This window comes from Halomonas smyrnensis AAD6, assembly GCF_000265245.1.
Taxonomy (GTDB): domain Bacteria; phylum Pseudomonadota; class Gammaproteobacteria; order Pseudomonadales; family Halomonadaceae; genus Halomonas; species Halomonas smyrnensis.
Genome location: NZ_AJKS02000013.1, coordinates 1 through 24,654 on the forward strand (window position 1 = coordinate 1; position 24,654 = coordinate 24,654).

The 24,654-nt window shown below is 69.6% G+C and carries 22 protein-coding genes and 1 pseudogene; 8 read left to right on the forward strand and 15 right to left on the reverse strand.

Annotated elements, in window-relative coordinates; translation table 11 throughout:
* From UYS_RS17415 to UYS_RS0212940, 5 genes and pseudogenes are all read right to left on the reverse strand, one after another.
* Nucleotides 1-204 (reverse strand): annotated as a pseudogene (locus tag UYS_RS17415) (hypothetical protein); the annotation flags it as partial.
* Nucleotides 201-1,577, reverse strand: coding sequence for a YcjX family GTP-binding protein (locus UYS_RS0212925; RefSeq protein WP_016855941.1), 1,377 nt, complete (start codon nt 1,575-1,577; stop codon nt 201-203). The pseudogene UYS_RS17415 and the gene UYS_RS0212925, both read right to left, overlap by 4 nt.
* 22 nt (nt 1,578-1,599) lie before the next feature.
* Nucleotides 1,600-2,778, reverse strand: coding sequence for an MFS transporter (locus UYS_RS0212930; RefSeq protein ID WP_016855942.1), 1,179 nt, complete (start codon nt 2,776-2,778; stop codon nt 1,600-1,602).
* Between the two features lie 184 nt (nt 2,779-2,962).
* Nucleotides 2,963-4,555, reverse strand: coding sequence for a solute:sodium symporter family transporter (locus tag UYS_RS0212935; protein ID WP_016855943.1), 1,593 nt, complete (start codon nt 4,553-4,555; stop codon nt 2,963-2,965).
* 152 nt (nt 4,556-4,707) lie between these two features.
* The gene (locus tag UYS_RS0212940) at nt 4,708-4,926 is read right to left on the reverse strand and encodes a hypothetical protein (protein ID WP_016855944.1); all 219 of its coding nucleotides are present in this window, start codon (nt 4,924-4,926) and stop codon (nt 4,708-4,710) included.
* 98 nt (nt 4,927-5,024) lie between these two features.
* Between UYS_RS0212940 and UYS_RS0212945 the strand changes: the two genes are divergently transcribed.
* Both UYS_RS0212945 and UYS_RS0212950 read left to right on the forward strand, forming a co-directional pair.
* A complete protein-coding gene (locus tag UYS_RS0212945) occupies nt 5,025-5,573 on the forward strand; it encodes a DUF924 family protein (RefSeq protein ID WP_016855945.1) in 549 nt (182 codons plus the stop codon).
* Nucleotides 5,574-5,643: 70 nt separating this feature from the next.
* The gene (locus UYS_RS0212950) at nt 5,644-5,886 is read left to right on the forward strand and encodes a GlsB/YeaQ/YmgE family stress response membrane protein (protein WP_016855946.1); all 243 of its coding nucleotides are present in this window, start codon (nt 5,644-5,646) and stop codon (nt 5,884-5,886) included.
* 90 nt (nt 5,887-5,976) lie between these two features.
* Here the strand turns inward: UYS_RS0212950 and UYS_RS0212955 are convergent, their stop codons facing one another.
* Nucleotides 5,977-7,269, reverse strand: a complete 1,293-nt coding sequence (locus tag UYS_RS0212955; RefSeq protein WP_016855947.1) for an aspartate aminotransferase family protein — start codon at nt 7,267-7,269, stop codon at nt 5,977-5,979.
* Between the two features lie 33 nt (nt 7,270-7,302).
* On the reverse strand, nt 7,303-8,748 hold the full coding sequence (locus tag UYS_RS0212960) for an NAD-dependent succinate-semialdehyde dehydrogenase (RefSeq protein ID WP_016855948.1): 1,446 nt from the start codon (nt 8,746-8,748) through the stop codon (nt 7,303-7,305).
* 194 nt (nt 8,749-8,942) lie between these two features.
* Here UYS_RS0212960 and UYS_RS0212965 point away from each other — a divergent pair, with 194 nt between their 5' ends.
* A complete protein-coding gene (locus UYS_RS0212965; RefSeq protein WP_016855949.1) occupies nt 8,943-11,405 on the forward strand; it encodes a DUF1266 domain-containing protein in 2,463 nt (820 codons plus the stop codon).
* A gap of 85 nt (nt 11,406-11,490) precedes the next feature.
* Entirely contained in the window at nt 11,491-12,105 is a 615-nt protein-coding gene (locus tag UYS_RS17420; RefSeq protein WP_337587464.1) for a C40 family peptidase, read from the forward strand.
* Nucleotides 12,106-12,365: 260 nt separating this feature from the next.
* On the opposite strand, the gene UYS_RS0212975 is transcribed toward UYS_RS17420, so the two are convergent.
* The gene (locus UYS_RS0212975; protein ID WP_016855951.1) at nt 12,366-13,244 is read right to left on the reverse strand and encodes a LysR family transcriptional regulator; all 879 of its coding nucleotides are present in this window, start codon (nt 13,242-13,244) and stop codon (nt 12,366-12,368) included.
* Between the two features lie 87 nt (nt 13,245-13,331).
* On the opposite strand from UYS_RS0212975, the gene UYS_RS0212980 reads away from it, so the two are divergent.
* Nucleotides 13,332-14,597, forward strand: coding sequence for an MFS transporter (locus UYS_RS0212980; RefSeq protein WP_016855952.1), 1,266 nt, complete (start codon nt 13,332-13,334; stop codon nt 14,595-14,597).
* On the opposite strand, the gene msrA is transcribed toward UYS_RS0212980, so the two are convergent.
* On the reverse strand, nt 14,519-15,160 hold the full coding sequence (gene msrA / locus UYS_RS0212985; RefSeq protein ID WP_016855953.1) for a peptide-methionine (S)-S-oxide reductase MsrA: 642 nt from the start codon (nt 15,158-15,160) through the stop codon (nt 14,519-14,521). The two genes, UYS_RS0212980 and msrA, sit on opposite strands and share 79 nt — an antisense overlap.
* A gap of 141 nt (nt 15,161-15,301) precedes the next feature.
* Here msrA and UYS_RS0212990 point away from each other — a divergent pair, with 141 nt between their 5' ends.
* Nucleotides 15,302-17,563 carry an FAD-dependent oxidoreductase gene (locus UYS_RS0212990; protein WP_016855954.1) on the forward strand — a complete coding sequence of 754 codons (2,262 nt, stop codon included), beginning with the start codon at nt 15,302-15,304 and terminating at the stop codon, nt 17,561-17,563.
* Nucleotides 17,563-18,189: a CDP-alcohol phosphatidyltransferase family protein gene (locus UYS_RS0212995; RefSeq protein WP_016855955.1), complete on the forward strand. Its 627-nt coding sequence runs from the start codon at nt 17,563-17,565 to the stop codon at nt 18,187-18,189. Before UYS_RS0212990 ends, UYS_RS0212995 begins: the two co-directional genes overlap by 1 nt.
* 93 nt (nt 18,190-18,282) lie before the next feature.
* On the opposite strand, the gene UYS_RS0213000 is transcribed toward UYS_RS0212995, so the two are convergent.
* Nucleotides 18,283-18,765 carry an FKBP-type peptidyl-prolyl cis-trans isomerase gene (locus UYS_RS0213000; protein ID WP_016855956.1) on the reverse strand — a complete coding sequence of 161 codons (483 nt, stop codon included), beginning with the start codon at nt 18,763-18,765 and terminating at the stop codon, nt 18,283-18,285.
* Nucleotides 18,766-18,972: 207 nt separating this feature from the next.
* Here UYS_RS0213000 and UYS_RS0213005 point away from each other — a divergent pair, with 207 nt between their 5' ends.
* On the forward strand, nt 18,973-19,254 hold the full coding sequence (locus tag UYS_RS0213005; protein ID WP_016855957.1) for a hypothetical protein: 282 nt from the start codon (nt 18,973-18,975) through the stop codon (nt 19,252-19,254).
* 81 nt (nt 19,255-19,335) lie between these two features.
* Here the strand turns inward: UYS_RS0213005 and UYS_RS0213010 are convergent, their stop codons facing one another.
* The 5 genes from UYS_RS0213010 to UYS_RS0213030 all read right to left on the reverse strand — a co-directional run bounded on the left by UYS_RS0213010 (nt 19,336) and on the right by UYS_RS0213030 (nt 24,389).
* Nucleotides 19,336-19,803 carry an outer membrane lipoprotein gene (locus UYS_RS0213010; protein WP_016855958.1) on the reverse strand — a complete coding sequence of 156 codons (468 nt, stop codon included), beginning with the start codon at nt 19,801-19,803 and terminating at the stop codon, nt 19,336-19,338.
* 280 nt (nt 19,804-20,083) lie between these two features.
* Nucleotides 20,084-20,302, reverse strand: a complete 219-nt coding sequence (locus UYS_RS0213015) for a hypothetical protein (protein ID WP_016855959.1) — start codon at nt 20,300-20,302, stop codon at nt 20,084-20,086.
* A 481-nt stretch (nt 20,303-20,783) separates the two neighbouring features.
* Complete coding sequence (locus UYS_RS0213020; RefSeq protein WP_016855960.1) at nt 20,784-22,382, reverse strand: isocitrate lyase; 1,599 nt, start codon at nt 22,380-22,382, stop codon at nt 20,784-20,786.
* Nucleotides 22,383-22,754: 372 nt separating this feature from the next.
* Entirely contained in the window at nt 22,755-23,186 is a 432-nt protein-coding gene (locus tag UYS_RS0213025) for a GNAT family N-acetyltransferase (RefSeq protein WP_016855961.1), read from the reverse strand.
* A gap of 18 nt (nt 23,187-23,204) precedes the next feature.
* On the reverse strand, nt 23,205-24,389 hold the full coding sequence (locus UYS_RS0213030; RefSeq protein WP_016855962.1) for a ribosomal protein uL16 3-hydroxylase: 1,185 nt from the start codon (nt 24,387-24,389) through the stop codon (nt 23,205-23,207).
* Between the last annotated feature and the right edge of the window lie 265 nt (nt 24,390-24,654).

Sequence of the window (24,654 nt, forward strand, 5' to 3'; positions counted from 1 at the left end):
CTTCGGCGGCGCCAGGCCGGCGGTGACGGCGGCCTCGCTCTCGCCCGGGGCGGCGTCCGGCGCCGCCGGCGTCGGTGGATGGTGGGCCTGCGTCGGATCGAACAGGTACTCCGGGGCCGGCGTCTCGGGTGCCTCCGGGGCGGGTTCGGTCTCCAGCGTGAAGCGCCGGCCGGGGCGCGGGTCGGATTCGCGGGGCGCGGTCATGTCAGCTTGTCTCCGATCAGCCACTCGAGGGCGGCGTCGAGGCGAATGTGCGGCAGGGCGCCGCCGTCGCGGGGCCGGGGGCGAAAGGCGGTGAAGGTGAAGCCCTGGCGGCGCCAGAAGCTGGCGTCGGGCAGGGTGGCCGGCACCTCGCCGGGGAACAGCAGCGTGTCCTCGCCCTCGAGGGTGGTGCCGCGCAGCACCGGCTGGCGTTGGCCGCGGTGGTCGACCTCGCGGGCCTCGGTGGCGCGGATCGCGGCCAGGCTCAGGGCGCGCACCGGCACGTCGGCGAAGCGCAGGTCCTTGAGCGGCTCGGCCAGCAGCGACTGGAGCAGCCCGGTGAGGCGCGGATGCTGCTCGGGCGTGACGTGGTCGGCCTTGGTGGCGGCGATGGCCAGGCGATCGATGCGCGGGGCGAAGAGCCGCGAGAGCAGGCTGCGCCGGCCGTAGTCGAAGCTCTGCATCAGCCGCGTCAGCGCCCGGGACAGGTCCTCGAAGCGCTCGGGCCCGGCGTTCAGCGCGCCGAGCACGTCGACCAGCACGATCTGGCGGTCGAAGCGCCGGAAGTGATCGCGGTAGAACGGCTTGACGATGTGCTGCTGGTAGTGGCGAAAGCGCCGCGCCAGGGTGGCGTAGAGGCTCTCCGGCGGCAGCTGCGCCAGCACGGCCGGGTCGGCCTCGTCGAGCCCCGGCAGGGGGAAGAACTGCAGCACCGGGGCGCCCTCCAGCTCGCCGGGCAGCAGGAAGCGGCCCGGCTGCAGGTCCGAGAAGCCGGCCTCGCGGGCGGCGCGCAGGCCCTCGGCGTAGCGTTCGGCGAGCTCGGCCAGGCGCGCCTCGTCGACCTCCTGGGCCGGGTCCAGGTCCGCCACCTCGCGCTGCCAGTCGGCGAACAGCGCGGCGCGCTCGCCGTCGAAGCGCTGGGCCCGGCACCAGCTGGCGAAGTCGTGCTCCAGCAGCGGCAGGTCGAGCAGCCATTCGCCGGGATAGTCGAACAGGTCCAGCGTGAGCCGGCGGGTGTCGCCGCCGATCCAGCCGGGGCGGCCCGGGCGGTAGCGGATCGACAGGCGCAGCTCGCTGATGCCGCGGGTCGGCTCGGGCCACTGCGGCGGGTCGGCGTCGAGGGCGGCGAGGGCGCGGTCGAAGGGGAAGCGAGGCACGCCTAGATCCTGCTGCTCGACCCGGCGGGCGCCCAGCAGTCGGCCTTCCCGGGCCGCGGGCAGCAGGTCCAGGCGGGCCTCGAGCCCGGCGTGGCGAAGCTGGTCGATCAGCGAGGTCAGGAAGGCGGTCTTGCCCGCCCGCGACAGGCCGGTGACCGCCAGGCGCAGCTGGCGGTCGCGGCCGCGTTCGAGCAGGTCGCGTGTCAGGTTTCGGGGCATGGGGCGTCGCTCGGCATCCGTGTCAGCCCCTAATCTGCGGGCGGCGACGCCGGAAGGCAAGGTGGCGGGCGCCGAGCAGCGCCAGCGGCAGCAGGCACAGCGGGATCAGCAGCAGGTTGAGGCTCGCCCAGCCCAGCAGCGACACCAGGGGGCCGGCCAGCAGCGCGGTGATCGCCACGGTGGAGAACACCAGGAACTCGTTGGCGGCCTGGGTGCGGGCCTTCTCGGCCGGGGAGTGGGCCTCGGTGAGCAGCCCGGTGGCGGGCAGGAAGGCGAAGTTCCAGCCCAGGCCGAGCAGCACCAGGCCGGCATGGAAGCCGGCGAGCCCCGCGTCGAGCTGGGCGGTCAGGGCGCTGGCCGTGAGCAGCAGGCAGCCGACGCCGATCATCCGCGGGGCGCCGAAGCGGGCGGTCAGCCGCCCGGTGACGAAGGAGGGCAGGAACATCGCCACCACGTGCCATTGAATGGTGGTGGCCACGTGATCGAAGCCGTGGCCGACCTCGGCCATGGCCAGCGGCGTGGCGGTCATGGCCAGGTTCATCACCCCGTAGCCGACCATGGCGCTGACCACCGCCAGCAGGAACACCGGCTGGCGGACGATCTCGCCCAGCCGGCGCGGTTCGCCCTCGGCGGCATCCCGGCCGGGCTCGGGCAGGCGCACGCCGGCCAGCAGCGCCAGCGCCAGCAGGTAGAGGGCTCCGAGGCCGAGGAAGCTGCCCAGGTAGGGCACCTCGGCCAGGGCATGGCTGTGGCGGGCCAGCCAGGGGCCGAAGAAGGCCGCCAGCACGCCGCCGCCCATCACCAGGCCGATGGCCCGGTCGCGGCCGCCCTCGGGGGCCGCCTCCACCGCGGCGAATCGGTACAGCTGGCCGAAGCCGATGCCGATCCCGATCAGCCAGGTGGCGAGCAGGAACAGGCCGAACGCCTGGGCCCGGAGGGCGGCCACGGCCAGCCCGGTGCCGGCGAGCCCCAGCAGGTGGCCGAGCACGAAGCCGCGGCGCCGACCCAGCCGCGCCATGATCAGCGAGGCGGGAATGGTGGCGCACATCAGCCCCAGCCACTGGGTCGCCACCGGGGCGGTGGACCACGCCGGCGCGGGCGCCAGCTGGGCGCCGATCAGCGGCGACACGGCGATCAGCAGGATGTTGCCGCTGACCAGCAGGGCCTGGCACAGCGAGAGCAGCATAACGGTCAGGGGCATGGGGCAGGTTCCTCGAGGGGGACGGGGCGAGCGCCGCAGCGCTCATGATAGACCGACGGCGGGACGCCGTGGCGGCGGTGTCCACAACGCCCCGTTTCCCACCGTGGAGACATGGCGCGGCCCGAAACGACGACGCCCCGCACGGGGCGGGGCATCGTCATGGGGCAAAGAAGCCGGCGTGGCGTCAGGCGAAGGCCGCGTAGATGGCGATCACCAGCACCACCAGCGCGATGCCGGCGGGCACGGCGCCCTTCCACGGGGTCAGGTCGACGGCGCCGCTGTCCTCGTGGACCCAGGCCTCGGCGCGCGGACGCAGCTTGCCGATCACCAGCATCGCCACCACCAGCAGCACGAACACCGAGGCGACGAAGTGGAACTCGTGCATCACCTGCGGCAGCCGGTCGAAGGGCGGGATGAAGTAGCCGGCGAAGATCAGCAGGCAGCCGCCCACCAGGGCGATCTTGGCCGCCATGGCCGGCACGCGCTTGGTCAGCAGGCCGACCAGCACCACCGCCAGCAGCGGGATGAAGTAGATGGCGTTCATCTTCTGCAGGTAGCCGAACAGGCTCTCCTGGCCGGCCAGCAGCGGGGCGATGGTCATGGCGATCAGGGCCATGATCCAGCCGAAGGTCTTGCTGGCGCGCACCACCTGCGCCTCGCTGGCGTCCTTGTTGAGCACGCCCTTGTAGACGCCGAGGCTGAACAGGGTGGTGGTGGAGTTCAGCGCCGAGTTGAACGACGACAGGATGGCGCCGACCATCACCGCGGCGAAGAAGCCGGTGAGGTAGGGCGGCAGCAAGTTGAACACCAGGTGGCCGTAGGCCTCGTCGGCCTGGATGCCCTGATCGGCATACAGCTGGTAGGCGATGATGCCGGGCAGCACCAGGTACAGCGGGCCGAGCAGCTTGAACAGGCCGGTCAGCAGCACGCCCTTCTGACCCTCGGCCAGGTTCTTGGCGGCGAAGGTGCGCTGGATGATCTGCTGGTTGGTGGTCCAGTAGAAGACGTTGATCAGGAACACGCCGGTGAACAGGGTGGCGAAGGGCACCTGTTGGTCCTCGCGGCCCATGGAGTTCAGGCGCTCGGGCTGGGATTCCTTGAGGATGTCCCAGCCGGCCAGCACGCCGTTGCCGTCGCTGACGGCCTGCAGGCCGAAGTAGACGATCACGAAGCCGCCGACCAGCAGGCCGATGCCGTTCAGGGTGTCGGACACGGCGACGGTGCGCAGGCCGCCAAACAGGGCATAGACCGCGCCGATCAGGCCCACCAGCCATACGGTCAGCCACAGCAGGGTGGTGTCGGACTCGATGCCGGTCAGGCCGTGCAGGTCGAGCATGCCCTGCAGGCCCATGGCGCCGGAGTAGAGGATGATCGGCAGCAGGATCACCGCATAGGCGAGCAGGAAGATCACATTGGCGATGCGCTGGGTGCCCTTGTCGAAGCGGATCTCCAGCAGCTGGGGCACGGTGGCGATGCCGCTGCGCAGGAAGCGCGGCAGGAAGAACAGCGCCAGCATCACCAGGGCGATGACCGCCACCACTTCCCAGGCCATCACGCTCAGGCCATCGGCGAAGGCGGCGCCATTGAGGCCGACCATCTGCTCGGTGGAGAGGTTGGTCATCAGCAGCGAGCCGGCGATCAGCGGAAAGGTCAGGCTGCGCCCGGCCAGGAACAGGCCGTTGGTGCTGGAATGGTCGTCGCGGCGGGTGATCCGCCAGGTGAGGAAGGCCACCAGTCCTGTGAAGAACAGGAAGGAGCCGAGGGTGAGGGCGTGCATATCGGAAAGATCCTTAATGTCTGGCGCACATTGGCGTTTTCGCCGCGTAGGGACCGTGTTTTTCTTGCTAACCTTACGACAGTGACGGGGGAGTCTAGGGGACTGCCTTACCCATGCCATACGCCTTTCGTATAACGGTTGGTAGTCCTTTTTCAGGAAGGCGGCACCACGCCCGCCGGCGTCGGCTCCACCCAGCCGAACAGCTGCGCCAGCAGCGGGGTCGCGGCGATCCCGAATCCCGCGACGGCCAGCAGCCGGCCCAGCCAGCGATGCCGTGGCCGGCGGGCCAGGCTCAGCCCGCCGAGGCAGACGAGCAGGCCGACGAGGTGGAAGGCATAGCCGAGCATCGAGATCAGCTGATAGGCGGTCATGGTGGCTCCGGGCGTTATCGGGGGTCGTTCGGGTATCGAGAGCGGGCTGCTATGCTGGGAGCATATCCACCTCGCCGCCACAGGGAGGCAGCGACGCCATGGTAGGCCAGACTGCAGGCGAGGTGCTCGCCTTCTGGTTCGAGGAGCTGACGCCGGCGCAGTGGTTCCGCAAGGACAGCGCCCTCGATGACGAGGTGCGTCGCCGCTTCGCCACGACCCTGGAGGCCGCCCGCCGCGGAGAGCTCGACGACTGGCGGCAGACGGCACGCGGGCGGCTGGCCGAGATCATCGTGCTGGATCAGTTCTCGCGCCACCTTCATCGCGACGGCGCCGAGGCCTATGCCGCCGACGCCCGGGCACTGGCACTCGCCCGGGAGGCGGTCGCCGTCGGGGACGACGCAGCGCTTGCGGCGCGCGAGCGAGCCTTCCTTTATATGCCCTTCATGCACAGCGAGTCGCTGGCCGTTCACGACGAGGCGCAGCGGCTGTTCGAGCAGCCCGGCCTGGAGGGCAGCCTGCGCGCCGAGCGCCGGCACCGCGACATCCTCGAGCGCTTCGGCCGCTATCCGCACCGCAACGCCGCCCTCGGGCGAGCCTCGACCGAGGAAGAGCGGGCCTTCCTGGCCCGGCCCGGATCATCGTTCTGAGCTTGCGTTATGACGCCGCCTGCCGGCAGTCTGGCAGGCACATCCCAAGGAAGTGGAAAAGGAGATATCCATGAGCATCATCGCCTGGTTGATCATCGGCGGACTGGCGGGCTGGATCGCCGGCAACATCATGCGCGGCGGCGGCTTCGGCCTGCTGGGCAATATCGGGGTGGGGGTCGTCGGCGCAGTGGTCGGCGGTGGCCTCTTCAGTCTCTTGGGCCTGCAAGCGGGGGGCTTTATCGGCTCGCTGGTCACCGCCATCGTCGGCGCGGTGGTATTGCTGTGGGTGATCGCGAAAGTGAAGAAGGCCTGACCCGAGGCGCTCAGCGCGCCGACAGGCCCGCGCAGAAACACGCCGCCCGGCCAGCTGGCCGGGCGGCGTGCGTTCGGGGCTGGCGCAGGATCAGGCGGTGGCGGTGGCCTGGCTGCCGACCAGCTCCTTCAGGCACGCCTCGATGATCGAGAAGCCTTCCTCCAGCACCTCGTCCTCGATGGTCACCGGCATCAGGAAGCGGATGGTGTTGCCCCACAGGCCGCAGGACAGCAGGATCAGCCCCTTCTCGCGGGCCTTCTTGCACAGCGCGCCGGCGAGGTCGGCGTCCGGGCTGCCGTCGGCCGCGACCAGGTCGAAGGCGGCCATGGCGCCCAGGTGGCGGCCGTTCACCACGCAGTCGAAGGCCTGCTCCCACTGGTCGAAGCGCGCGCCGAGCTCGTCGCCCAGGGCCAGGCTCCTGTCGAGGATATTCTCTTCCTCGAACACCTCCAGCACCGCCAGCACCGCGGCGCAGGACACCGGGCTGCCGGTGTAGGTGCCGCCCAGGGAGTTGCCGCCGGAGGCGTCCATCACCTTGTCGGTGCCGACCAGGGCGGAGATCGGCATGCCGTCCGCCATGCTCTTGGCCATGGTGATGATGTCCGGCTCGACGCCGCTGTGCTCGATGGCGAACAGCTTGCCGGTGCGGCCGAAGCCCGACTGCACCTCGTCGACGATCATCAGCATGCCGTGCTCGTCGCACAGCTCACGCACGGCCTTCAGGAAGCCCGGCGACGCCGCATGGAAGCCGCCTTCGCCGAGCACCGGCTCGAGCACGATGGCCGCGGTGTCCTTCGGATTGGCGTCGGTCTTCAGTGCCATCTTCAGCCCGCGCAGCGCGTCTTCGTCGCTGACGCCCTCGCTCGGCACCGGGTAGGGCGCGCGGAAGACGTTGCCCGGCATGCTGCCGAAGTCGGTGGCGTAGGGCGCGACCTTGCCGTTCATGGCCATGGTCATGAAGGTGCGGCCGTGATAGCCGCCGGTGAAGCAGATCACGTTGTCGCGGCCGGTGGCGGCGCGTGCCACCTTGACGGCGTTCTCCAGCGCCTCGGCCCCGGAGTTGGCGAGCATCACCTTGCCGTGGCCGCGCACCGGGGTCACCTGGCTGAGCTTCTCGGCCACCTTCACGTAGCCCTCGTAGGGCATCACGGTCTGGCAGGTGTGCATCACCTTGTCCAGCTGGTCCTTGACCGCCTGCACCACCTTGGGATGGCGATGGCCGATGTTGAGCACGCCGATGCCGCCGGCGAAGTCGATGATGCGGTTGCCGTCGGCGTCCCAGATCAGGGCATTCTCGGCCCGGTCGGCAAACTGGGTGGCCGGGCTGGCGGCGCCGCTGGCGACATAGCGCTGCTTGAGCTCGTTGAGTTGTGCGTTGTTCATGGAGACGACTCCTGTTGAGAGAGCGATTGGGCCTCAGAGCCCGCCGACACAGACGTATTTTAGTTCAGTGTACTCATCCAGGCCGTGGCGCGAGCCCTCGCGTCCGAGGCCGGATTCCTTGACGCCGCCGAACGGCGCCAGCTCGGTGGAGAGCAGGCCCTCGTTGACGGCGACCATGCCGTATTCCAGCCCTTCCATGGTGCGCCAGATGCGCTGGTAGTCGCGAGCATAGAAGTAGGCGGCCAGGCCGAACTCGGTGGCGTTGGCCATGGCGATCGCTTCCTCGTCGTCGTGGAAGCGGAACACCGGCGCCAGCGGACCGAAGGTCTCCTCGGTGGCCACCTTCATGGCGGCGGTGACGTCGGCGATCAGGGTCGGCTGGAAGAAGGTGCCGCCCAGGGCGTGGGGCTCGCCGCCGCACACCAGGCGCCCGCCGTGCTCGAGGGCATCGCTGATGTGCGACTGGACCTTGTCCACCGCCGCCGCGTTGATCAGCGGGCCCTGGAGGACGCCTTCCTCGAGGCCGTTGCCGACCTTGAGCTCGGCCATGCGCGCGGCCAGCTTCTCGATGAAGGCGTCGTAGACGCCGTCCTGCACCAGGAAGCGGTTGGTGCACACGCAGGTCTGGCCGGCGTTGCGGAACTTGGAGGCGATGGCGCCGTCCACGGCGGCGTCCAGGTCGGCGTCGTCGAAGACGATGAAGGGCGCGTTGCCGCCGAGCTCCATGGAGGCCTTCTTGACGGTGCCGGCGCACTGGGCCAGCAGCGTCTTGCCGACCGGCGTGGAGCCGGTGAAGGACACCTTGCGCACGCGGGGATCGGTGGTCAGCACCTCGCCGATCTCGGCCGGGCGGGCCGCGGTCACCACGTTGATCACGCCCGCCGGGAAGCCGGCATCCTCGGCCAGCCTGGCCAGCGCCAGGGCGGTCAGCGGCGTGGCCTCGGCGGGCTTGATCACCACCGGGCAGCCGGCGGCCAGGGCCGGGGCGCACTTGCGGGTGATCATCGCCAGCGGGAAGTTCCACGGCGTGATCGCGGCCATCACGCCGATCGGCTCGCGCATCACCAGGATGCGCTTGTCGGCGCCGTGGCCCGGCAGCGTCTCGCCGGCCACGCGCTTGGCCTCCTCGGCGTAGTACTCCACGAAGCTGGCGCCGTAGGCCACCTCGCCGCGGGACTCGCCGATCGGCTTGCCCTGTTCGCGGGTCATCAGCCGTGCCAGGGTCTCCTGGTGGGCCATGATGCGCTCGTACCAGCCGCGCAGCAGGGCGGCGCGCTGCTTGGCGGTCTGGCGGCGCCAGGCCGGCCAGGCGGCGTCGGCGGCGGCCACGGCGTCGCGGGCGTCATCGGCGGTCAGGTCCGCCACCTCGGCCAGCACCTCGCCGGTGGCGGGGTCGGTCACGGGGAAGCGGCGTTCGGTCTCGCGCCACTGGCCGGCCACGTAGGCCTTGTCGATCAGCAGGTCGCCTTCGGAAAACATCGGTAATCCCTCGGGGAGTGTTATGATTGACGAGTGTGCATTATTTAAAACACTGCGCCAAGCCCCGATTCGACTTCCCCCGCGAACGCTTTCGAGCATCGGCGTTGGCGGCGCTTTCCGTTACACTATGTCGCCAAATTTCCCGCGGCGCCTAGGTGCCGATTCGAACGTTTGCTTGTGTGGCGAGGTGAGCCTTGGTCGATCCCCTGAATGCCTGGTGGGCCCAGCAGCTGGTGCTGTGTGATTGGGCCTTCGCTCCCGATCCCCTGACGCTGGAGGCCGAGGTGGCCGAGGCGCGTCTGGAGGGGCTGGGGGTCGTCGACCGCAGCGAGCTGGGCTGGCGCCTGCTGGAGGCGTTCGGCGCCGGCGGCGAGGCCGATCCGACGCGCCTGCTCGCGGCGCTGGAGCTCGCGGCCCTGGCCGGCGCCGCCGGCTGGCTCGGCGAGGATCGTGCCCGGGCCTGGGCGCGGCGTCTCGCCGAGGAGATCGGCAGCCGCTACCACGGCCTGGATGCCTGGCTGGACGCGCTGTGCCGCGCGCGCAGCGCCGTGGGCTGGGTACAGGGCGACGACGGCTTCAGCGAGGCCTGCGACGCCCTGGCCGCCCTCGAGCGTCAGGGCGAGGGCGTCACCTGGGAGATGATGCACGAGTGGCTGGCCGATTCGCGCCGCGAGCAGCCGCTGTGGCCGGACGACGAGGCCGACCGGGTATGGCGGCTGCGCGCGGCCTTCAGCCCCGTGCTCGAGGCGCGGGCCGCGCCCCTCGACTGGCAGGGCGTCGAGGCTTGGCTGACCGAGGCCTGGCAGATCCAGGGCCGCGACGAGCTGATCCGGGTGCTGCTGTGGCTGGCCTCCCAGGGCGATCGTCAGGCCTGGGACCTGGACGCCACCCGCCTGCTGTCGGCGGCCGCCGAGGAGCGCCGGGCCTGGTGGGAGGGGCTGGCGCCCCGCGACCAGTCGGCCGGTCGCGTGCTGCTGACCCTGGTCGAGAGCGGCGAGCCGCTGGAGTGGGCGGCCTGGGACTGGTTGCGCCTGGTCGATCTGGCCTGGGCCGGCCTGTGCCTCGGCTGGCTGAGCGACGAGGAGGCGCGCCACTTCGCGCTTCACGGCGCCGATCTGGCGATGCATCGCTACAGCGACTGGGTGGCGCTGGCCCGCGCCTATCAGCGCGGCCGCAGCCTGTTCGAGGCCCGCGATCTGCGCGGCGCCTTCGACGCCGACTGGGCGCTGCTGCTGCAGTCGCCGGTCAGCCCCTGGCGCACGCCGCTGGGGGAGGTCGTCGACGAGGCGCAGCTCGAGGCCTCGCGTCGGGCGATGCGCGACTGGCGACGCGATCCCGGGCACTGGGTGCTGGCGCTGGCCGCGGTGCGCGAGCCGGAGCTGGCGCTGCGCCAGGGCGTGGCGCCGACGCTGCCGGAGGCGCGCCGGCAGGACGCCCGCCGCTATCTCGCCGAGACCCTCGATCTGCACGCCGACGAGGGCCCGGAGGCGCTCTCGCGCTACTGGCTGCCGGCCCAGGCGCATCATCTCAACCAGCTGGCGGCGGACGGCGCCCACGGCGCCCTGTCGACGGCCGCCACGCCGTTCGGCCGGCCCGGCAAGCAGGACCTGGCCGACCGCGATGCCCTGGGCCAGGCCAGCCGCCACGCGGCGACCATTCACATGGCCGAGAAGTATGCGTTTCACCTGCAGATGGCCATGGACAGCGGGTTGTTCGATAGCGCTCGGCTGGCCGAGCTGACCCGGGCCCTGCACGGGTCGCTGAGCCGTTTCTACACCAGCCCGCGGCGCCTGCTGGCGGCCTGGGCGCAGTGGGAGGCGCTGCTGCCCGAGCCCGAGCAGCCGTCGCTGGTGGCCGAGATCCGCTGGCACCAGGACGATCCCGGCAGCCTGTTCCACTGGCTGGACTGGACCGGCGGCGAGTGGCAGGAGCCCGGTCCACGGCCGAGCCTGTCGCATTTCACCGCCATGGCGCTGGTGGGGCCGCTGAACAGCCCGGCCTGGAGCCTGCCCCAGCCGGAGAGCGAGCGCGAGTGCGCCTCGATCCGCGAGTGGGTCGACGGCCACTACGCCCTGCATACGGCCGGCGAGCTCACCGACTTCGTGGACTACCTGCTGGAGGCGGGCGACCGCCAGGAATACCAGATCAACTATGCGCCCTACACGCTCAACCGCAGCCGTCTGCTGTCGGAGATCGCCACCCTGGAGTCCGGCGAGTGCAGCGAGGAGGAGCGCAACCATCTGCTGCGCCTGATCCGCGTGCGGGAGGGCGAGGACGGCTGCAACGAGCTCGACATGACCGCCTGGGATCTGGCCCAGGCGGTGGATCTGGCGATCGCCGGACGCCAGCTCGGCTGGCTCACGGAGAGCGACTTCCTGGCCTTCCTGGGCCGAGCCCACGCCCTGGCCGCGCGCCACTACGGCGGCTGGGAAGAGTACGCCCGCGGCCTGCTCGCCGGCTTCTCCTTCTTCATGGGCGAGACGCCGGAGCGCGAGGCCTTCCTCGGTGGCTTCCGACAGGCGCTGGTGAGCTGGCTGTCCGCCGCGCCCCCCATGGCCGGTGCCTGGGCGAGCCTGGATTTCCCCGGCGCGCGCCCGCGTCACTGGGCGCCGATGCACGTGGACACGCTGCCCGGTGACGGCCGACAGCTGCATTAAACCCTCGCGCTGGGTATGATGCGTGACTGCCGGCGCTGGTCGGCTCGATGATCACTGGGGTTCAAGGACGGAAAGGGGGACAGGGATGCCGACCTGGAGTCGCGCTTCACTCGCAGGCATGACGCTGCTGCTGCTGACCGGCTGTGTTGGCAGCGGCGGCACGAAGGCGCCGGTGGACGACTATTTCGCCCGTGACATGCCGGGGCTGCCCGGTCAGATGTCGCCGGTCGACAATCCTGTCCTCGAGCTGCGTGGGCTGCGTCATCCGCCGCCGGCCCAGGTGCGCCAGGCGCTGCTCGACGAGCACGAACGCTGGCTCGGCACCCCCTACCGGCTCGGCGGCACCACCCGCCGCGGCATCGACTGCTCCGCCCTGGTGCAGCGCGTGTTCGCCGAGGCCTTCGGCCTGGAGCTGCCGCGCACCACCACCCAGCAGGTGCGCGAGGGCGAGTCGGTGTCGCGCGACGCCCTGCGGCCCGGCGACCTGGTGTTCTTCCAGCCGCCCGGCTACTACCACCACGTCGGCATCTACGTGGGACAGGGGCGCTTCCTCCACGCCTCGACCTCCCGCGGCGTCAAGATCTCCTCTCTCGACAACCGCTACTGGCGCCACTACTACTGGCAGGCGCGCCGCCCGCTGGACGACGTGCATCTGGCCCAGCGCCTCGACGATATCCAGTACGATCGCGGCGAGGGCTGAGTCTGTCTTCCTGGCCGCTTGGAAGTGATGGGCGCCGAGGACAAGGTATAGCGAGGATTTTTTGCCATGGGTGAGGCGTCTTCGCCGAACGGGCTGGCCATGGATGGCCAGCACCGGCTCTGCAAGCGGAGCAGGATGCGATAGCGAAGCAGAGCAAAAGTAGCTCCCAGGGATGGGTTCACAGCGCCCTCGCGAAGGCTTGTCGTCGGTAAAGCCCATCGGCTGGGGCATGTTGGCGAGCCTCGTCCCGTGGTCTTGATTCAGCGGTTCTCCAGCGCGAATTCCACGAACGCCTGTTCCGCCCGGGACAGGTAGGCGCCTTCCTTCCAGGCCAGCGACAGCGCCAGCCAGGCCGGCGGGTCGAAGGGCACCGCCGCCAGCTCCGCTTCCTCGACCACGCGCCTGAGAAAGGTGGTGATGCCGTAGCCCTGGCGCACGATGGCCTTGGTCAGCGGAATCAGGTTCGACTCGAAGGCCACGTTGGCGCTGGCGCCGGTGTCCCGCGCCAGGGCGTCGATGAATTCGCGATGGAAGTAGCCGTCCTGGAACAGCACCAGCGGCTCGGCGAAGAAGGCCTCGGGCGTGACGTGATCCCGTCCGGCGAAGGGATGCTCCCGGGGCACGCACACCACCATCTCCTCCCGCGCCAGCTGTCGTCGCGTCAGATGGCGGCTCTCGCCGTCGTCGATCACCACGCCCAGGTCCAGCTCGCCCGCGGCGATCATGCGCTGCAGGCGGCGCGCGCCGGCCTCCACCACCGTCAGCCGGATGCCCGGATGGCGTTCCTTGAAGCCCATCAGCAGCGGCGGGAAATAGTAGGAGCCCAGCATCGAGGGAATGCCGATGCGCAGTTCGCCCTTCACCAGCCCGTGCAGCTCGCGCATGGCCAGTTCGGCCGCCTCGGCCCGGGCCAGCAGGTCGCGGGCGTGCTCGACCAGCGCCTCGCCCTCGGCGGTCAGGCCGATACGCCGCTCGTGACGGTGGAAGAGGGTGAGCTCGAGGCGATGCTCCAGGTTGGCGACGGTCTGGCTGACCGCGGACTGGGCCAGGTGCAGCGAACGGGCGGCGGCGCTGAAGCCGCCCTGGTCCACCACCGCCAGGAAGACACCGAGGCTGCGCAGGTCGAAGGGCAAGGCCATAAGACAATCCGATGAGTTCGATCATTAACTTCTGCTTGGCTTATCATTGTGCGCCTTCGATCATGGTCGGCCAACCCGGAGGCCCTCATGATCGACGCTCACAGTCGCGCCTGGTGGCGCGCGACCCTGGCCCTGAGCCTGGGATCCTTCCTCGTGTTCCTGAATCTCTACGCGGTGCAGCCGTTGCTGCCCGAGCTTCATCGGGTGCACGGCGTCTCGACCCTGGTCGCCAACCTGGCCATGTCGTTGGCGACGCTGTCGCTGGCCGCGGCCTTGCTGGTCTTCGGCCCGTTGTCCGATGCCATCGGCCGCGGCGGCATCATGCGCCTGACCCTGCTCGCGGCCGGTGGGCTGTCGCTGGTCCAGGGGCTCGCGCCGAACTTCGAGGTGCTGCTGAGCCTGCGTGTGCTGCAGGGCTTCGTGCTGGGGGGATTGCCGGCGGTGGCCATCGCCTGGATGGGCGATGAGTTCGAGCGCTCGGCCATGCTGCCGGCGGTGGGGCTCTACATCGCCGCCAACTCGCTGGGCGGCATCGCCGGTCGCGTGATCGGCGGCTGGGTCGCGGCAGTGGCCGGGATCCCGGCAAGCTTTCTCACGGTCGGCAGCCTGACGCTGGTCGGGGTGGCGCTGTTCTGGCGGTTGCTGCCCGCGGCCCGTGGCTTCGCGCCGCGACGCTTCCGGTTGAGCGAGGCGCTCGGCGATCTGGCCGGCCATCTGCGCCAGCCCGACCTGCGCGGGGCCTATCTGCTGGGCGGGCTCAATTTCCTGGTGTTCATCAACCTCTACAGCTACCTGACCTTTCGGCTGTCGGCCGCGCCCTTCTCGCTGGATGCGCGCTGGCTGGGGCTCTTGTTCCTGACCTATCTGGGCGGAACCCTGGGGTCCTCGCTGTCCGGGCGTCTGGCAAGGCGGGCCGCGCCGCCGACCTGCATGGCGCTGGGAACGCTGCTGCTGGCGGCGGGCATGGCGATGACGCTGGCACCCTCCCTGGCGGTCATTCTGGTGGGGCTTACCCTCGCGGCCTTCGGTTTCTTCCTGGCTCACTCCATGGCCTCGGGCTGGGTGGGTCGACGGGCCCGGGGCGCGCGCGGCAGCGCCTCGGCCCTCTACCTGGTCTTCTACTACCTGGGGGCGAGCCTCGGTGGCCTCTGGCTCGAGCCGTTCTGGCGCGCGGGGGCATGGCCGGGCGTCCTGGTGGGCGGCGGCCTGGTGCTGGTGGTGACCCTGACGCTGGCCTGGGGGCTGCGACGCAGGGCAGCCGCCGAGCCGTCGACTCAGGGCATGGCGGAGGCTTCGGCCTCGTCGCCCCAGACCTCCTCTAGGCGGTCGGAACGTCCGCAGGCCGACTTGTAGAAGTTGTAGCGCACCGGGTTCTTCTCGTAGTAGTCCTGATGGTAGTCCTCGGCCGGGTAGAAGGCCTCGAAGTCGAGAATCTCGGCGCCGATCTCGCGATCGAAGCGCTCGGCCACGGCGTCGCGGCTGGCCTCGGCCATGGCGCGCTGCTCGGCGTCCATCGGGAAGAGGGCGCTCTGATAGGGGCGGCCCTGGTCGCAGAACTGGCGGTCCACGGCGAAGGGGTCGATATTGCGCCAGAACACGTGCAACAGGGCGCGATAGTCGACCACATCGGGATCGTATTCGACCTTCACCACCTCGATATGGCCGGTGTCGCCGGCGGAGACCTGCTCGTAGCTGGGGGATTCGATCTCCCCGCCGGAATAGCCCGATATCGTCGCCACCACCCCGTCGACCTTGTCGTAGGCCTGCTCCACGCACCAGAAGCAACCGCCGCCGAATATCGCGCTTTGCGTGTCGGGGGCGTCGCCGTCGGCACTCCAGGCGGGGGCCGAAAGGCCGGAGGCGAGGAGCAGCAAGGGCAGGGCGGCAGGGCGAAGGAGCGTGTTGACTGTCATCATGAAAGACCTCGTTAAGGGCAGCGTGTAGGGTAGTCGGCCTTGGCCGTCCGTCCTTACACGATGTTGTGGAACCGGATGTAAGGAGAGCGGGGTGGCGTCGACTCAAGACGCGATACCCCACCATGGAACAGGGAGACCCACTTGACCAAGCGACGCCTGATACTTCTGTGCCTCATTGCCCTCGTCTTCGCCGGCTTCTTTCTTTCTGGTGCCGATCAGGCACTGACACTCGACAACCTCAAGGCCGAGCAGGTTCGCTTCCAGGCCTGGCTGGCCGAGGACCCGTTGACGGTGGCCGGTGGCTTCTTCCTGATCTACGTGGCCATGGCGGCGCTGTCGTTGCCCGGCGCCGTGCTGTTGACGCTGCTCGGCGGCGCGCTGTTCGGTTTCGGCTGGGGGCTGGTGCTGATCTCGTTCGCCAGCAGCCTGGGCGCCACCCTGGCCGCCTTGATCGCCCGCACCCTGGCCCGCGAGCCGCTTGAGCGGCGGTTCGCTGCCCAGCTTTCGCGCATCAACGCGGGGATCGAGCGCGAGGGGGCCTTCTATCTCTTCACCCTGCGGCTGATCCCGCTCTTTCCCTTCTTCGTGATCAACCTGGTGTTGGGCCTGAGCCGCATGCGGCTCACCACCTTCTACTGGGTCAGCCAGCTGGGCATGCTGCCCGGCACCGCGGTCTACGTGAATGCGGGCCGGGAGCTCGGCCAGCTGGAGTCGCTGGGTGGCATCCTCTCGCCGGGCCTGATCGGCTCCTTCGTGCTGATCGGCCTCTTCCCCTGGCTGGCCCGGGGCCTGGTGGCCATCGGCAAGCGGCGCCAGCTGACGCGTCGCTTCGCGCGTCCGGCCCGCTTCGATCAGGACATCGTGGTGATCGGGGGCGGCTCGGCGGGGCTGGTCGCGAGCTACATCGCCTCGGCGGTGAAGGCGAAGGTGACGCTGGTCGAGCGTCACCGGCTGGGCGGCGACTGCCTCAACACCGGCTGTGTCCCCTCCAAGGCGCTGATTCGCGCCGCCCGTCTCACCCGCGAGATCCGCGAGGCGCCGGGCTACGGCGTCACCGCCGGCGAGCCCGAGGTGGACTTCCGCGCGGTGATGGATCACGTCCACCGGGCCATCCGCGAGGTGGAGCCCCACGACAGTCGCGAGCGCTACGAGGGGCTCGGGGTGGAGGTGATCGCCGGTGACGCCGTCCTCGACGACCCCTGGCGGGTGCGGATCCGCGAGGGCGAGACGGAGCGGGTCATCACCACGCGCCACGTGATCATCGCCAGTGGGGCTCGTCCCCGGGTGCCGCCGCTGCCGGGGCTCGAGGCCATCGAGGTGCTGACCTCGGACAACCTCTGGCGGCTCGAGGCGCTCCCCGAGCGGCTGGTGGTGCTGGGCGGCGGACCGATCGGCTGCGAACTGGGTCAGAGCTTCGCCCGGCTGGGCAGTCGAGTGTCGCTCGTCGAGATGGGTGAGCAGCTATTGCCTCGGGAGGATCGCGACGTGGCCGATGAGGTCGAGGCGCGCCTCGCCGAGGAGGGCGTCGCGGTGCGCCTCGCCACCCGGGCGCGGCGGGTGTTGCCCGACGATCACGGCGGGCACCTGCTGGAGGTCGAATATCAGGACGACCACGGCGAAGCACGCCTCGAGCGGCTGCCCTTCAGCCACCTGCTGGTGGCGGTGGGGCGCCAGGCCAACGTCGAGGGGCTGGGCCTCGAGGCGCTGGGGGTCGAGACGCGTGCCAACGGCACCCTGGCCGTGGATGAGGCGCTGCAGAGCGTGCTGCCCAATGTCTGGGCCTGTGGCGACGTCGCCGGTCCCTATCAGCTGACCCACGCCAGCGCCCACCAGGCCTGGCACGCCACGGTCAATGCGCTGTTCGGCGAGTTCAAGCGCTTCCGCGTGAGCTACCGGGCCCTGCCGGCGGTGACCTTCACCGACCCGGAAGTGGCGAGGGTCGGCCTCAACGAGCGCGAGGCCGAGCAGCAGGGCGTGGCGGTCGAGGTGACCCACTACCCGCTGAGCGAGCTGGACCGGGCCATCGCCGAGGGCCAGACCCGCGGCTTCGTCAAGGTGCTGACCGTCCCCGGTCGCGACCGCCTGCTGGGCGCGACCATCGTCGGTCCGGGGGCGGGGGAGATGCTGGCCGAGTTCACCCTGGCCATGACCCATGGCATCGGCCTCAACAAGCTGCTGGGCACCATCCATCCCTACCCGACCCACAGCGAGGCGGTGAAGGCCACGGCGGGCGTATGGAAGAACGCCCACAAGCCGGAGCGCGTGCTGGGCTGGCTTCAGCGCTACTTCGCCTGGCGACGCGGCAAGGGGCAGGCGTCGAACGCCCCGGGCAGGGCGGATCGCGATGCGACGGGAAGCGAGCCGTCGGACAAGCACGGTGTGAATGAGAAAAGGGAGGCCTGATGCTCGATCGCTGGACCATGCCGCTGACCCAGCGGCCGCTGAGATGGCTGGCCCGGGGGCTGGCGACGGCCGGCGTGCGGCCGGACCAGGTGACCGTCGCGGCCTTCGCGGTCGGGATGCTGGCGCTACCGCTGCTGGCCATGGAGGCCTACGGCGCGGCGCTCGTGGCGATTCTGCTCAACCGGCTGGGCGACGGCCTGGACGGTACCCTGGCGCGACTGACCGATCATGACAGCGATGCCGGGGGCTTTCTCGACATCGGCCTGGACTTCGTCTTCTATGCGGCGGTGGTGCTGGGCTTCGCCCTGGCCGATCCGGGGGCCAACGCCCTGGCCGCGAGCCTGTTGCTGTTCGCCTTCATCGGCACCGGCACCTCCTTCCTGGCCTTCGCCATCATGGCCGCCCGCCACGCGCTGGACCGGCCGCGCTTTCCGCGCAAGGCCTTCTACTATCTGAACGGCCTCACCGAGGGCACCGAGACGGTGCTGGCGCTGGTGAGCTTCTGCCTGTGGCCGGCGCACTTTCCGCTGCTGGCCGGTCTCTTCGCGGCGGCCTGCCTGATCACCACCGCGACCCGGCTGGCCGGCGGCTACCTGACCCTCAAGGCGATGCCGGCCTCGGAGTGAGACGGGGCGGCTGACCGCCCGGCAGGTATCGGGCGGGCATGAAAAAGGGGCAGCCCATGGGCTGCCCCTCTTTCGTTCCGGCTGGCGGCGAGCTTAGTGCTCGTGGCCACCTTCGCCGTGGACGTGGCCGTGCTCGACCTCTTCCTGGCTGGCCTCGCGGACTTCGGCGATCTCGACGTCGAAGTTCAGGGTCTGGCCGGCCAGCGGGTGGTTGCCGTCGACGGTGACGGTGTCGCCTTCGACCTGGGTCACGGTGACCATCAGCGGGCCGCCCTGGGTCTGCGCCTGGAACTGCATGCCCGGCTCGATGCTCTCGACGCCCTGGAAGGCGTCGCGCGGGACTTCTTGCACCAGCTGCGGCTGGACTTCGCCGTAGCCTTCTTCAGGCGCGACCTTGGCCTGGAGCTTGTCGCCAGCCGCACGGCCTTCCATTTCCTTCTCGAGGCCCGGGATGATGTTGCCGGCGCCGTGGAGGTAGGTCAGCGGCTCACGGCCTTCCGAGCTGTCCAGCACTTCCCCTGCGTCATTGGTCAGGGTGTAGTGGAAGGCCACAACGGCGTTCTGTGCGATTTGCATGATGAACCTATCGATGAGTGCGTGTGCGCGCATGGTAACGTGGCTTCCCGGGGACTGTCAGTGGCGCAAGGAGATTTTTCAGCTTGCCCGGGACGATCCTGAGCGCGATTCACGCCATGTCCCGTGGTTGCGTGCTTCCGAAGGCAGGGATACCCTTTGCTGCGACATCTTTTCCCCTTGTCCTTCGTTCCCTGTTGGAGACCCTCCATGACCGTGACCGTCATCTGGCTGATCGCCTTTGCCGTGATCCTCTTCCTGTGCCTGAGCCGCTGGGAGGCCTCTGTCAGCGCGGGGCTCGACAAGCTGATGCCCGCCGTGCTGCGCAGCGACGACGACCGCTGGGTCTGGAGCCCGGCCATCGCCGTGCTGGGCGCCACCGCCATCGTGCGGCCGGTGGACCTGCTGCTGACGCTGATCATCATCGCGGTGATCGCGCTGGTGGGCGGCAAGCTGGCGTGCTGGGCGATGCGCAAGGCCAACTTCCACTGAGGAAGGCATCGCCTGCGATCAAAAAGGCCCGCGGCGTCTGCCGCGGGCCTTTTGCGTCGGGCGTGGTCGAACCGTCGGGGCTCAGTAGGGCGCCACGCTGACGCGGCTGCCGGTGCCGATCAGGCGCACCTGCTGACCGACCTGGAACGGCTGGTCGGCCTTCTGCACCACCACCACGGTCTGGCCGGTCTGCTTGCGGATCTCGAGCTCCCAGGCATCCGTGCGGTTGGCGCTGTCCTCGATCTTCTTGCCGGCCACGCTGCCGCCGATGGCACCGGCCGCGGTGGCCAGGGTCCGGCCCGAGCCGCCGCCGATCTGATTGCCCAGCAGGCCGCCGATGACGGCGCCGCCGATGCCGCCGAGGGCGCCGCTGTTCTGATCGTCGGCCTGAATCTGCACCCGCCGCATGGCGGTGATGGTGCCCACGCTCACGTTCTGTGCGACCTGAGCCTGATTGCCGCTGTAGACGTTGCCCGAGTAGGGCGAGGTGTTGGCGCAGCCCGCCAGGGTCAGGGCGCCGAGGGCGACGAGGGGAAGAAAACGCTTCATGGGTGACCTCCTTGGAGTCGGTGAGCGACGCCGGGGGCGTCTCGCCGTATGGCTTCCGTGGGCATGGCGCGGCGGGCGCGCTCGCCTTTGCCCGATAGCCTGCCTGTGGATGGAAGCTTTGACCAGTGAAAGGCGAAGAGGTGCAGCGGCGAAGGGCATCCCGTCATGCGACGCCGTCGGGCATGAAAAAGCCCACCCCGCCGGGCGGGATGGGCAATGGCTAGTCAAGCCGGGTATCGGTGAGGCGAGTCATTCCGCTCCAGGCGGCTTCCTTGCCGCCTCACTCCTCCTCGAGCTGTGACGCGTCGCCGGTCAGTACCTCGTCCCAGGCATCGTCGAGGGAGTAGCCCGCGCGGCTGTCGACGGTGTCGATCACCTCGACGGCGTGCTGCAGGGATTCCCGGTTGCCTTTCAGGGCCAGCACCAGCTTGGCGAGTTCCTGCTTGCTGAACGTGCTGGCAATGAGGTCGGCTTGGTGGCTCAGTTCGATGCAGTTCATGTGTAACACCTCGTGCGGTGGCCATCGTCGATGGCGTGATGGGCGTTTGCTACTCATGCCGGGCCGGGTAAGCGCCCGGTGCTGCAGTCGCGAAGTGGTCACAAGCTTGGAAAGACCATCGCCTACGGCGCCTGGATCATCGTGAAAGCGCCTTCGTTGTAGCTTTCAGAGCAGGTCGCCGGTCGGGGTAGCGACGCGTTGTCCTGCGCTGTGAGTTGACTATGGTGCAGCACGGCAGAATCGACCATGCCTCCTTGGCCGCAGCCGGCGTTGTAACCCGACTACATCGTGTAAGGATCATCGCGGTTGTTGTCGGTACCCTTCAGAAGCGCGATTCGCGGGTCGCGGAACGAGAGCCAGGCGGCGAGGGACGGAGGGCAGAAGACGGCGCCAGAGGTGCGCGCGTCGGGCGGGCCGGCAGCAAAAAGGGGAGGCCGAAGCCTCCCCGAGGGTCCTGTCGCCGTGTCGTCGCGGTGCTCGATCAGCCGAACTGGTTCATGGTGTTGTCCTTGCCGCCGGCCTTGAGCGCCGCCTCGCCGTGGAAGAACTCCTTGTGGTCGTCGCCGATGTTGGAGCCGGCCATGTCCTGGTGCTTGACGGTGGCGATGCCCTCGCGGATCTCGCGGCGCTGCACGCCCGCCACGTAGGCCAGCATGCCTTCGTCGCCGAAGTAGCCCTTGGCCAGGTTGTCGGTGGACAGGGCCGCGGTGTGGTAGGTCGGCAGGGTGATCAGGTGATGGAAGATGCCGGCCTCGCGGGCGGCGTCGCGCTGGAAGTTCTGCGTCCACTCGTCGGCCTGGCGGCCCAGCTCGGTGGCGTCGTACTCGGCGTTCATCAGATCGGCGCGGTCGTAGGCGCTGACGTCGCGGCCCTCGGCCTCCCAGGCGTCGAACACCTGCTGGCGGAAGTTCAGCGTCCAGTTGAAGGACGGCGAGTTGTTGTAGACCAGCTTGGCGTCCGGGCAGACCTCGCGCACGCGGTCCACCATGCCCTTGATCTGGCCGACGTGGGGCTTCTCGGTCTCGATCCACAAGAGGTCGGCGCCGTTCTGCAGGCTGGTGATGCAGTCCAGCACCACCCGGTCCTCGCCGGTGTTCGGCTTGAACTGGTAGAGGCCCGAGGCCAGGCGCTTGACCTTGACCAGCTTGCCGTCCTGCTTGATCACCACGTCGCCGTTGGCGATGTCGTCCGCGGAGGCGATCTCGTCGCCGTCGAGGAAGGCGTTGTACTGGTCGCCCAGATCGCCCGGCGCGTGGCTGACGGCGATCTTCTGGGTCAGGCCGGCGCCCAGGGAGTCGGTGCGGGCGACGATCACGCCGTCTTCCACGCCGAGCTCCAGGAAGGCGTAGCGCACGGCGTTGAGCTTGGCGATGAAGTCCTCGTGCGGAACGGTGACCTTGCCGGCCTGATGGCCACACTGCTTCTCGTCGGAGACCTGGTTCTCGATCTGCAGGCAGCAGGCCCCGGCCTCGATCATCTTCTTGGCCAGCAGGTAGGTGGCCTCGGCGTTGCCGAAGCCGGCGTCGATGTCGGCGATGATCGGCACCACGTGGGTCTCGAAGTTGTCGATCTTGCCCTCGAGCTCGGCGGCCCGGGCGCTGTCGCCGGCCTCGCGGGCCGCTTCCAGGTCGCGGAACAGGTGGTTGAGCTCCCAGCTGTCGGCCTGGCGCAGGAAGGTGTAGAGCTCCTCGATCAGCGACGGCACGCTGGTCTTCTCGTGCATCGACTGGTCGGGCAGCGGGCCGAACTCGGAGCGCAGGGCGGCGATCATCCAGCCCGACAGGTACAGGTAGCGGCCCTTGGTCTGGCCGAAGTGCTTCTTGATGGAGATCATCTTCTGCTGGCCGATGAAGCCGTGCCAGCAGCCCAGCGACTGGGTGTACTTCGCGGTGTCGCCATCGTAGGCCGCCATGTCCTCGCGCATGATCCGGGCGTTGTAGCGGGCGATGTCCAGGCCGGTCTGGAAGCGGTTCTGGACGCGCAGCCGGGCGGCATGCTCGGGGGTGATGTTGTCCCACTTGCCGCGCTGGCCTTCGCGCAGCTGGGCCAGGGTCTTGAGTTGATCTTGAAACGTTGCCATGGAGCCATCCTCTCTGCCTTCAGGGGGAAGGTCGCCCGGTCTCGTCCCGGCGTCACCGCCGTTTCTTCTCGACGAAGCCTTATGCTGCGACCGCGAAGCGCTATCAGGTTCGTCCGCTTTCCCGAGTCTGTCTCTAGGGTGTTGGTCGAACCTCGTCGAGAGAGGAAGGTGCCCGGCGACTACATGGCATAACCGTTGATGCCGGGCGTCCCTCGCTCGCCTTGGATATCACTATGGGCCGGCATGGCGCGGCTCAACAATTGATCCTTGGGGGCAGCGAGGGTTGTAGTCCGACTACAGGACGGGGGCGGGAATCGCCATTCCTGTAGTCGGGTTTCCCGATGGGGTCGGAAAACGGAAGGGAGAAAACGCTCAGGCGTCGAGGCGCAGCGCCATGTTGCGGTGCGGAATCCCGGCCTCCATGAAGGTCTCGCCGAAGGCCTCGAAGCCCAGTCGTTCGTAGAACGCCAGGGCATGAGTCTGGGCGGCGAGCTCGGCGGCGGGCAGGCCGCGCTGGCGGGCGGCGGCGATCGCCGCCTCCATCAGCGCCAGCCCGATGCCGAGGCCGCGCGCCTCGGCGAGCACCGCGACGCGCCCGATATGGCCGTCGGGCAGCAGCCGGGCGGTGCCCAGGGCGCGGCCGTCGGCCAGGGCCAGGAAGTGCAGGCACTCGGGATCGCGGCCGTCCCATTCCTCGTCCCTGGGCACGTCCTGCTCCTCGATGAAGACGACGCGGCGGATCTCGCCGGCCGCCTCGCCGAGGGTCTGCCAGTCGCCCTCGCGGATCTCGACGCTGGTGCTCATGCGCTCACTCCTCCGTGTTCATTCTTCTTCGTCGCTCCACCAGGCCAGGCTGCCGGCGTCGAGCAGGTGGGTCAGCACGCGCGGGGCGTCGTCGAAGGCCAGCAGCTCGGCGTCGACCGGCTCGCCGCCCGCCAGGGCGCGGGCCAGAGCGGTCGAGCACTCGACGCCGTCGCCGTCGACGAACAGGGTGGCGCGTGCGTCGTCCAGCGCGCGCCAGGCGAAGCGCGAGCCGGGCGGCCGCTCCAGCGTCTCGCCGTCCTGTAGTGCGGCGACAAGGTCGTTCGGGTCGGTGGGCGTCTCGCTGGCTACCAGCTGGTCGACGTACTTGGGCTGGGTCATCACGCGGCCGAACCACTGGGCCAGCTGGGCCGGGTCGTCCAGGGTCTCGAGGATCAGCGCGCGCATGCGCTCGAGGGCCGCGTCATCGAGCTCGGCCGGGTCGGCGGGCTGCGCCATGCCGGCATCGGCGTAGCGCAGCGAGGGCGGCAGCTGCTCGCCGATGTAGTCGGCGTAGGAGGTCACGGCCTCGTCGGCGGAGGGGGCGCGGAAGCCCACCGAGAAGGTCATGCAGTCGCTGGACTGGCTGACGCCGTGATGGGCCCAGCCCGGCGGCAGGTAGAGCATGTCGCCCGGTTCCAGCACCCAGTCGGCGTCGGCCTCGACCTCGAAGGTCTCGAGGATGCGCAGGTCGATGCCCTTGAGGATCGGGGCGTCGTCGCCGACCTTGCCGCCGAGCTGCCAGCGGCGCTGGCCGCTGGCCTGGAGCAGGAAGACGTCGTACTGGTCGACGTGGGGGCCGACGCTGCCGCCCGGCGGGGCGTAGCTGACCATGATGTCGTCGAGGCGCCAGCCGGGCAGGAAGTCGAAGGTCTCGAGCAGTTCGGCGACCTCGGGCACGTAGTGGTCCACGGCCTGGACCAGCAGGGTCCAGTCTTGCTCCGGCAGGCGGGCGAAGGTGGCATCACTGAAGGGGCCGTGGCTGACCTGCCAGGGGCCGTCGGGGCCGTTTTCCTCGACCAGACGCGCCTCGATGTTCTCCTCGCAGGCCAGGCCGGCGAGCTCGTCGGGCTCGAGCGGGCTCTGGAAGTCGGGGATGGCGCCGCGGATCAGCAGCGGCCGGCGCTGCCAGTGGTCGCGCAGGAAGTCGGCGGCGGTGCGGCCGCCGAGCAGGGTGAGGGGTTCGTCTCGGGACTGTCGTGACATTGGCTCGCGCTCGCGAAGGGATGAAACGGCGACAGGCGCCGAGTGGCGCCTGTCGGGATACTAGCATGTGGGGCCAGCCGACGAGGGGCATGGCTGATTAAGGGTCGGGCCTCGTGCTCGCGATCCCGGGAACGAAACCCTGACACTGCGCTTGCCGCCTGCGCGTCGCTTCACAACATAATCCCTCACGGGTGAAGCTGGCTCGCCATCCCTGGCGAGCCACGCGCGCGGCTGCGCTGGTGTCAGCGTCCCCGGGTAGATATCG

Coding starts and splice junctions, on each gene's coding strand:
- UYS_RS0212940 (WP_016855944.1), bottom strand. CDS start 4,926: ATGACCGCCTATCAGCTGATCTCGATGCTCGGCTATGCCTTCCACCTC.
- msrA (WP_016855953.1), bottom strand. CDS start 15,160: ATGATGACAGTCAACACGCTCCTTCGCCCTGCCGCCCTGCCCTTGCTG.
- UYS_RS0212930 (WP_016855942.1), bottom strand. CDS start 2,778: ATGCCCCTGACCGTTATGCTGCTCTCGCTGTGCCAGGCCCTGCTGGTC.
- UYS_RS0212925 (WP_016855941.1), bottom strand. CDS start 1,577: ATGCCCCGAAACCTGACACGCGACCTGCTCGAACGCGGCCGCGACCGC.
- UYS_RS17420 (WP_337587464.1), top strand. CDS start 11,491: ATGCCGACCTGGAGTCGCGCTTCACTCGCAGGCATGACGCTGCTGCTG.
- UYS_RS0212945 (WP_016855945.1), top strand. CDS start 5,025: ATGGTAGGCCAGACTGCAGGCGAGGTGCTCGCCTTCTGGTTCGAGGAG.
- UYS_RS0213015 (WP_016855959.1), bottom strand. CDS start 20,302: ATGAACTGCATCGAACTGAGCCACCAAGCCGACCTCATTGCCAGCACG.
- UYS_RS0212950 (WP_016855946.1), top strand. CDS start 5,644: ATGAGCATCATCGCCTGGTTGATCATCGGCGGACTGGCGGGCTGGATC.
- UYS_RS0213030 (WP_016855962.1), bottom strand. CDS start 24,389: ATGTCACGACAGTCCCGAGACGAACCCCTCACCCTGCTCGGCGGCCGC.
- UYS_RS0213010 (WP_016855958.1), bottom strand. CDS start 19,803: ATGAAGCGTTTTCTTCCCCTCGTCGCCCTCGGCGCCCTGACCCTGGCG.
- UYS_RS0212960 (WP_016855948.1), bottom strand. CDS start 8,748: ATGTTTTCCGAAGGCGACCTGCTGATCGACAAGGCCTACGTGGCCGGC.
- UYS_RS0213020 (WP_016855960.1), bottom strand. CDS start 22,382: ATGGCAACGTTTCAAGATCAACTCAAGACCCTGGCCCAGCTGCGCGAA.
- UYS_RS0213000 (WP_016855956.1), bottom strand. CDS start 18,765: ATGCAAATCGCACAGAACGCCGTTGTGGCCTTCCACTACACCCTGACC.
- UYS_RS0213025 (WP_016855961.1), bottom strand. CDS start 23,186: ATGAGCACCAGCGTCGAGATCCGCGAGGGCGACTGGCAGACCCTCGGC.
- UYS_RS0212995 (WP_016855955.1), top strand. CDS start 17,563: ATGCTCGATCGCTGGACCATGCCGCTGACCCAGCGGCCGCTGAGATGG.
- UYS_RS0212955 (WP_016855947.1), bottom strand. CDS start 7,269: ATGAACAACGCACAACTCAACGAGCTCAAGCAGCGCTATGTCGCCAGC.
- UYS_RS0213005 (WP_016855957.1), top strand. CDS start 18,973: ATGACCGTGACCGTCATCTGGCTGATCGCCTTTGCCGTGATCCTCTTC.
- UYS_RS0212980 (WP_016855952.1), top strand. CDS start 13,332: ATGATCGACGCTCACAGTCGCGCCTGGTGGCGCGCGACCCTGGCCCTG.
- UYS_RS0212935 (WP_016855943.1), bottom strand. CDS start 4,555: ATGCACGCCCTCACCCTCGGCTCCTTCCTGTTCTTCACAGGACTGGTG.
- UYS_RS0212975 (WP_016855951.1), bottom strand. CDS start 13,244: ATGGCCTTGCCCTTCGACCTGCGCAGCCTCGGTGTCTTCCTGGCGGTG.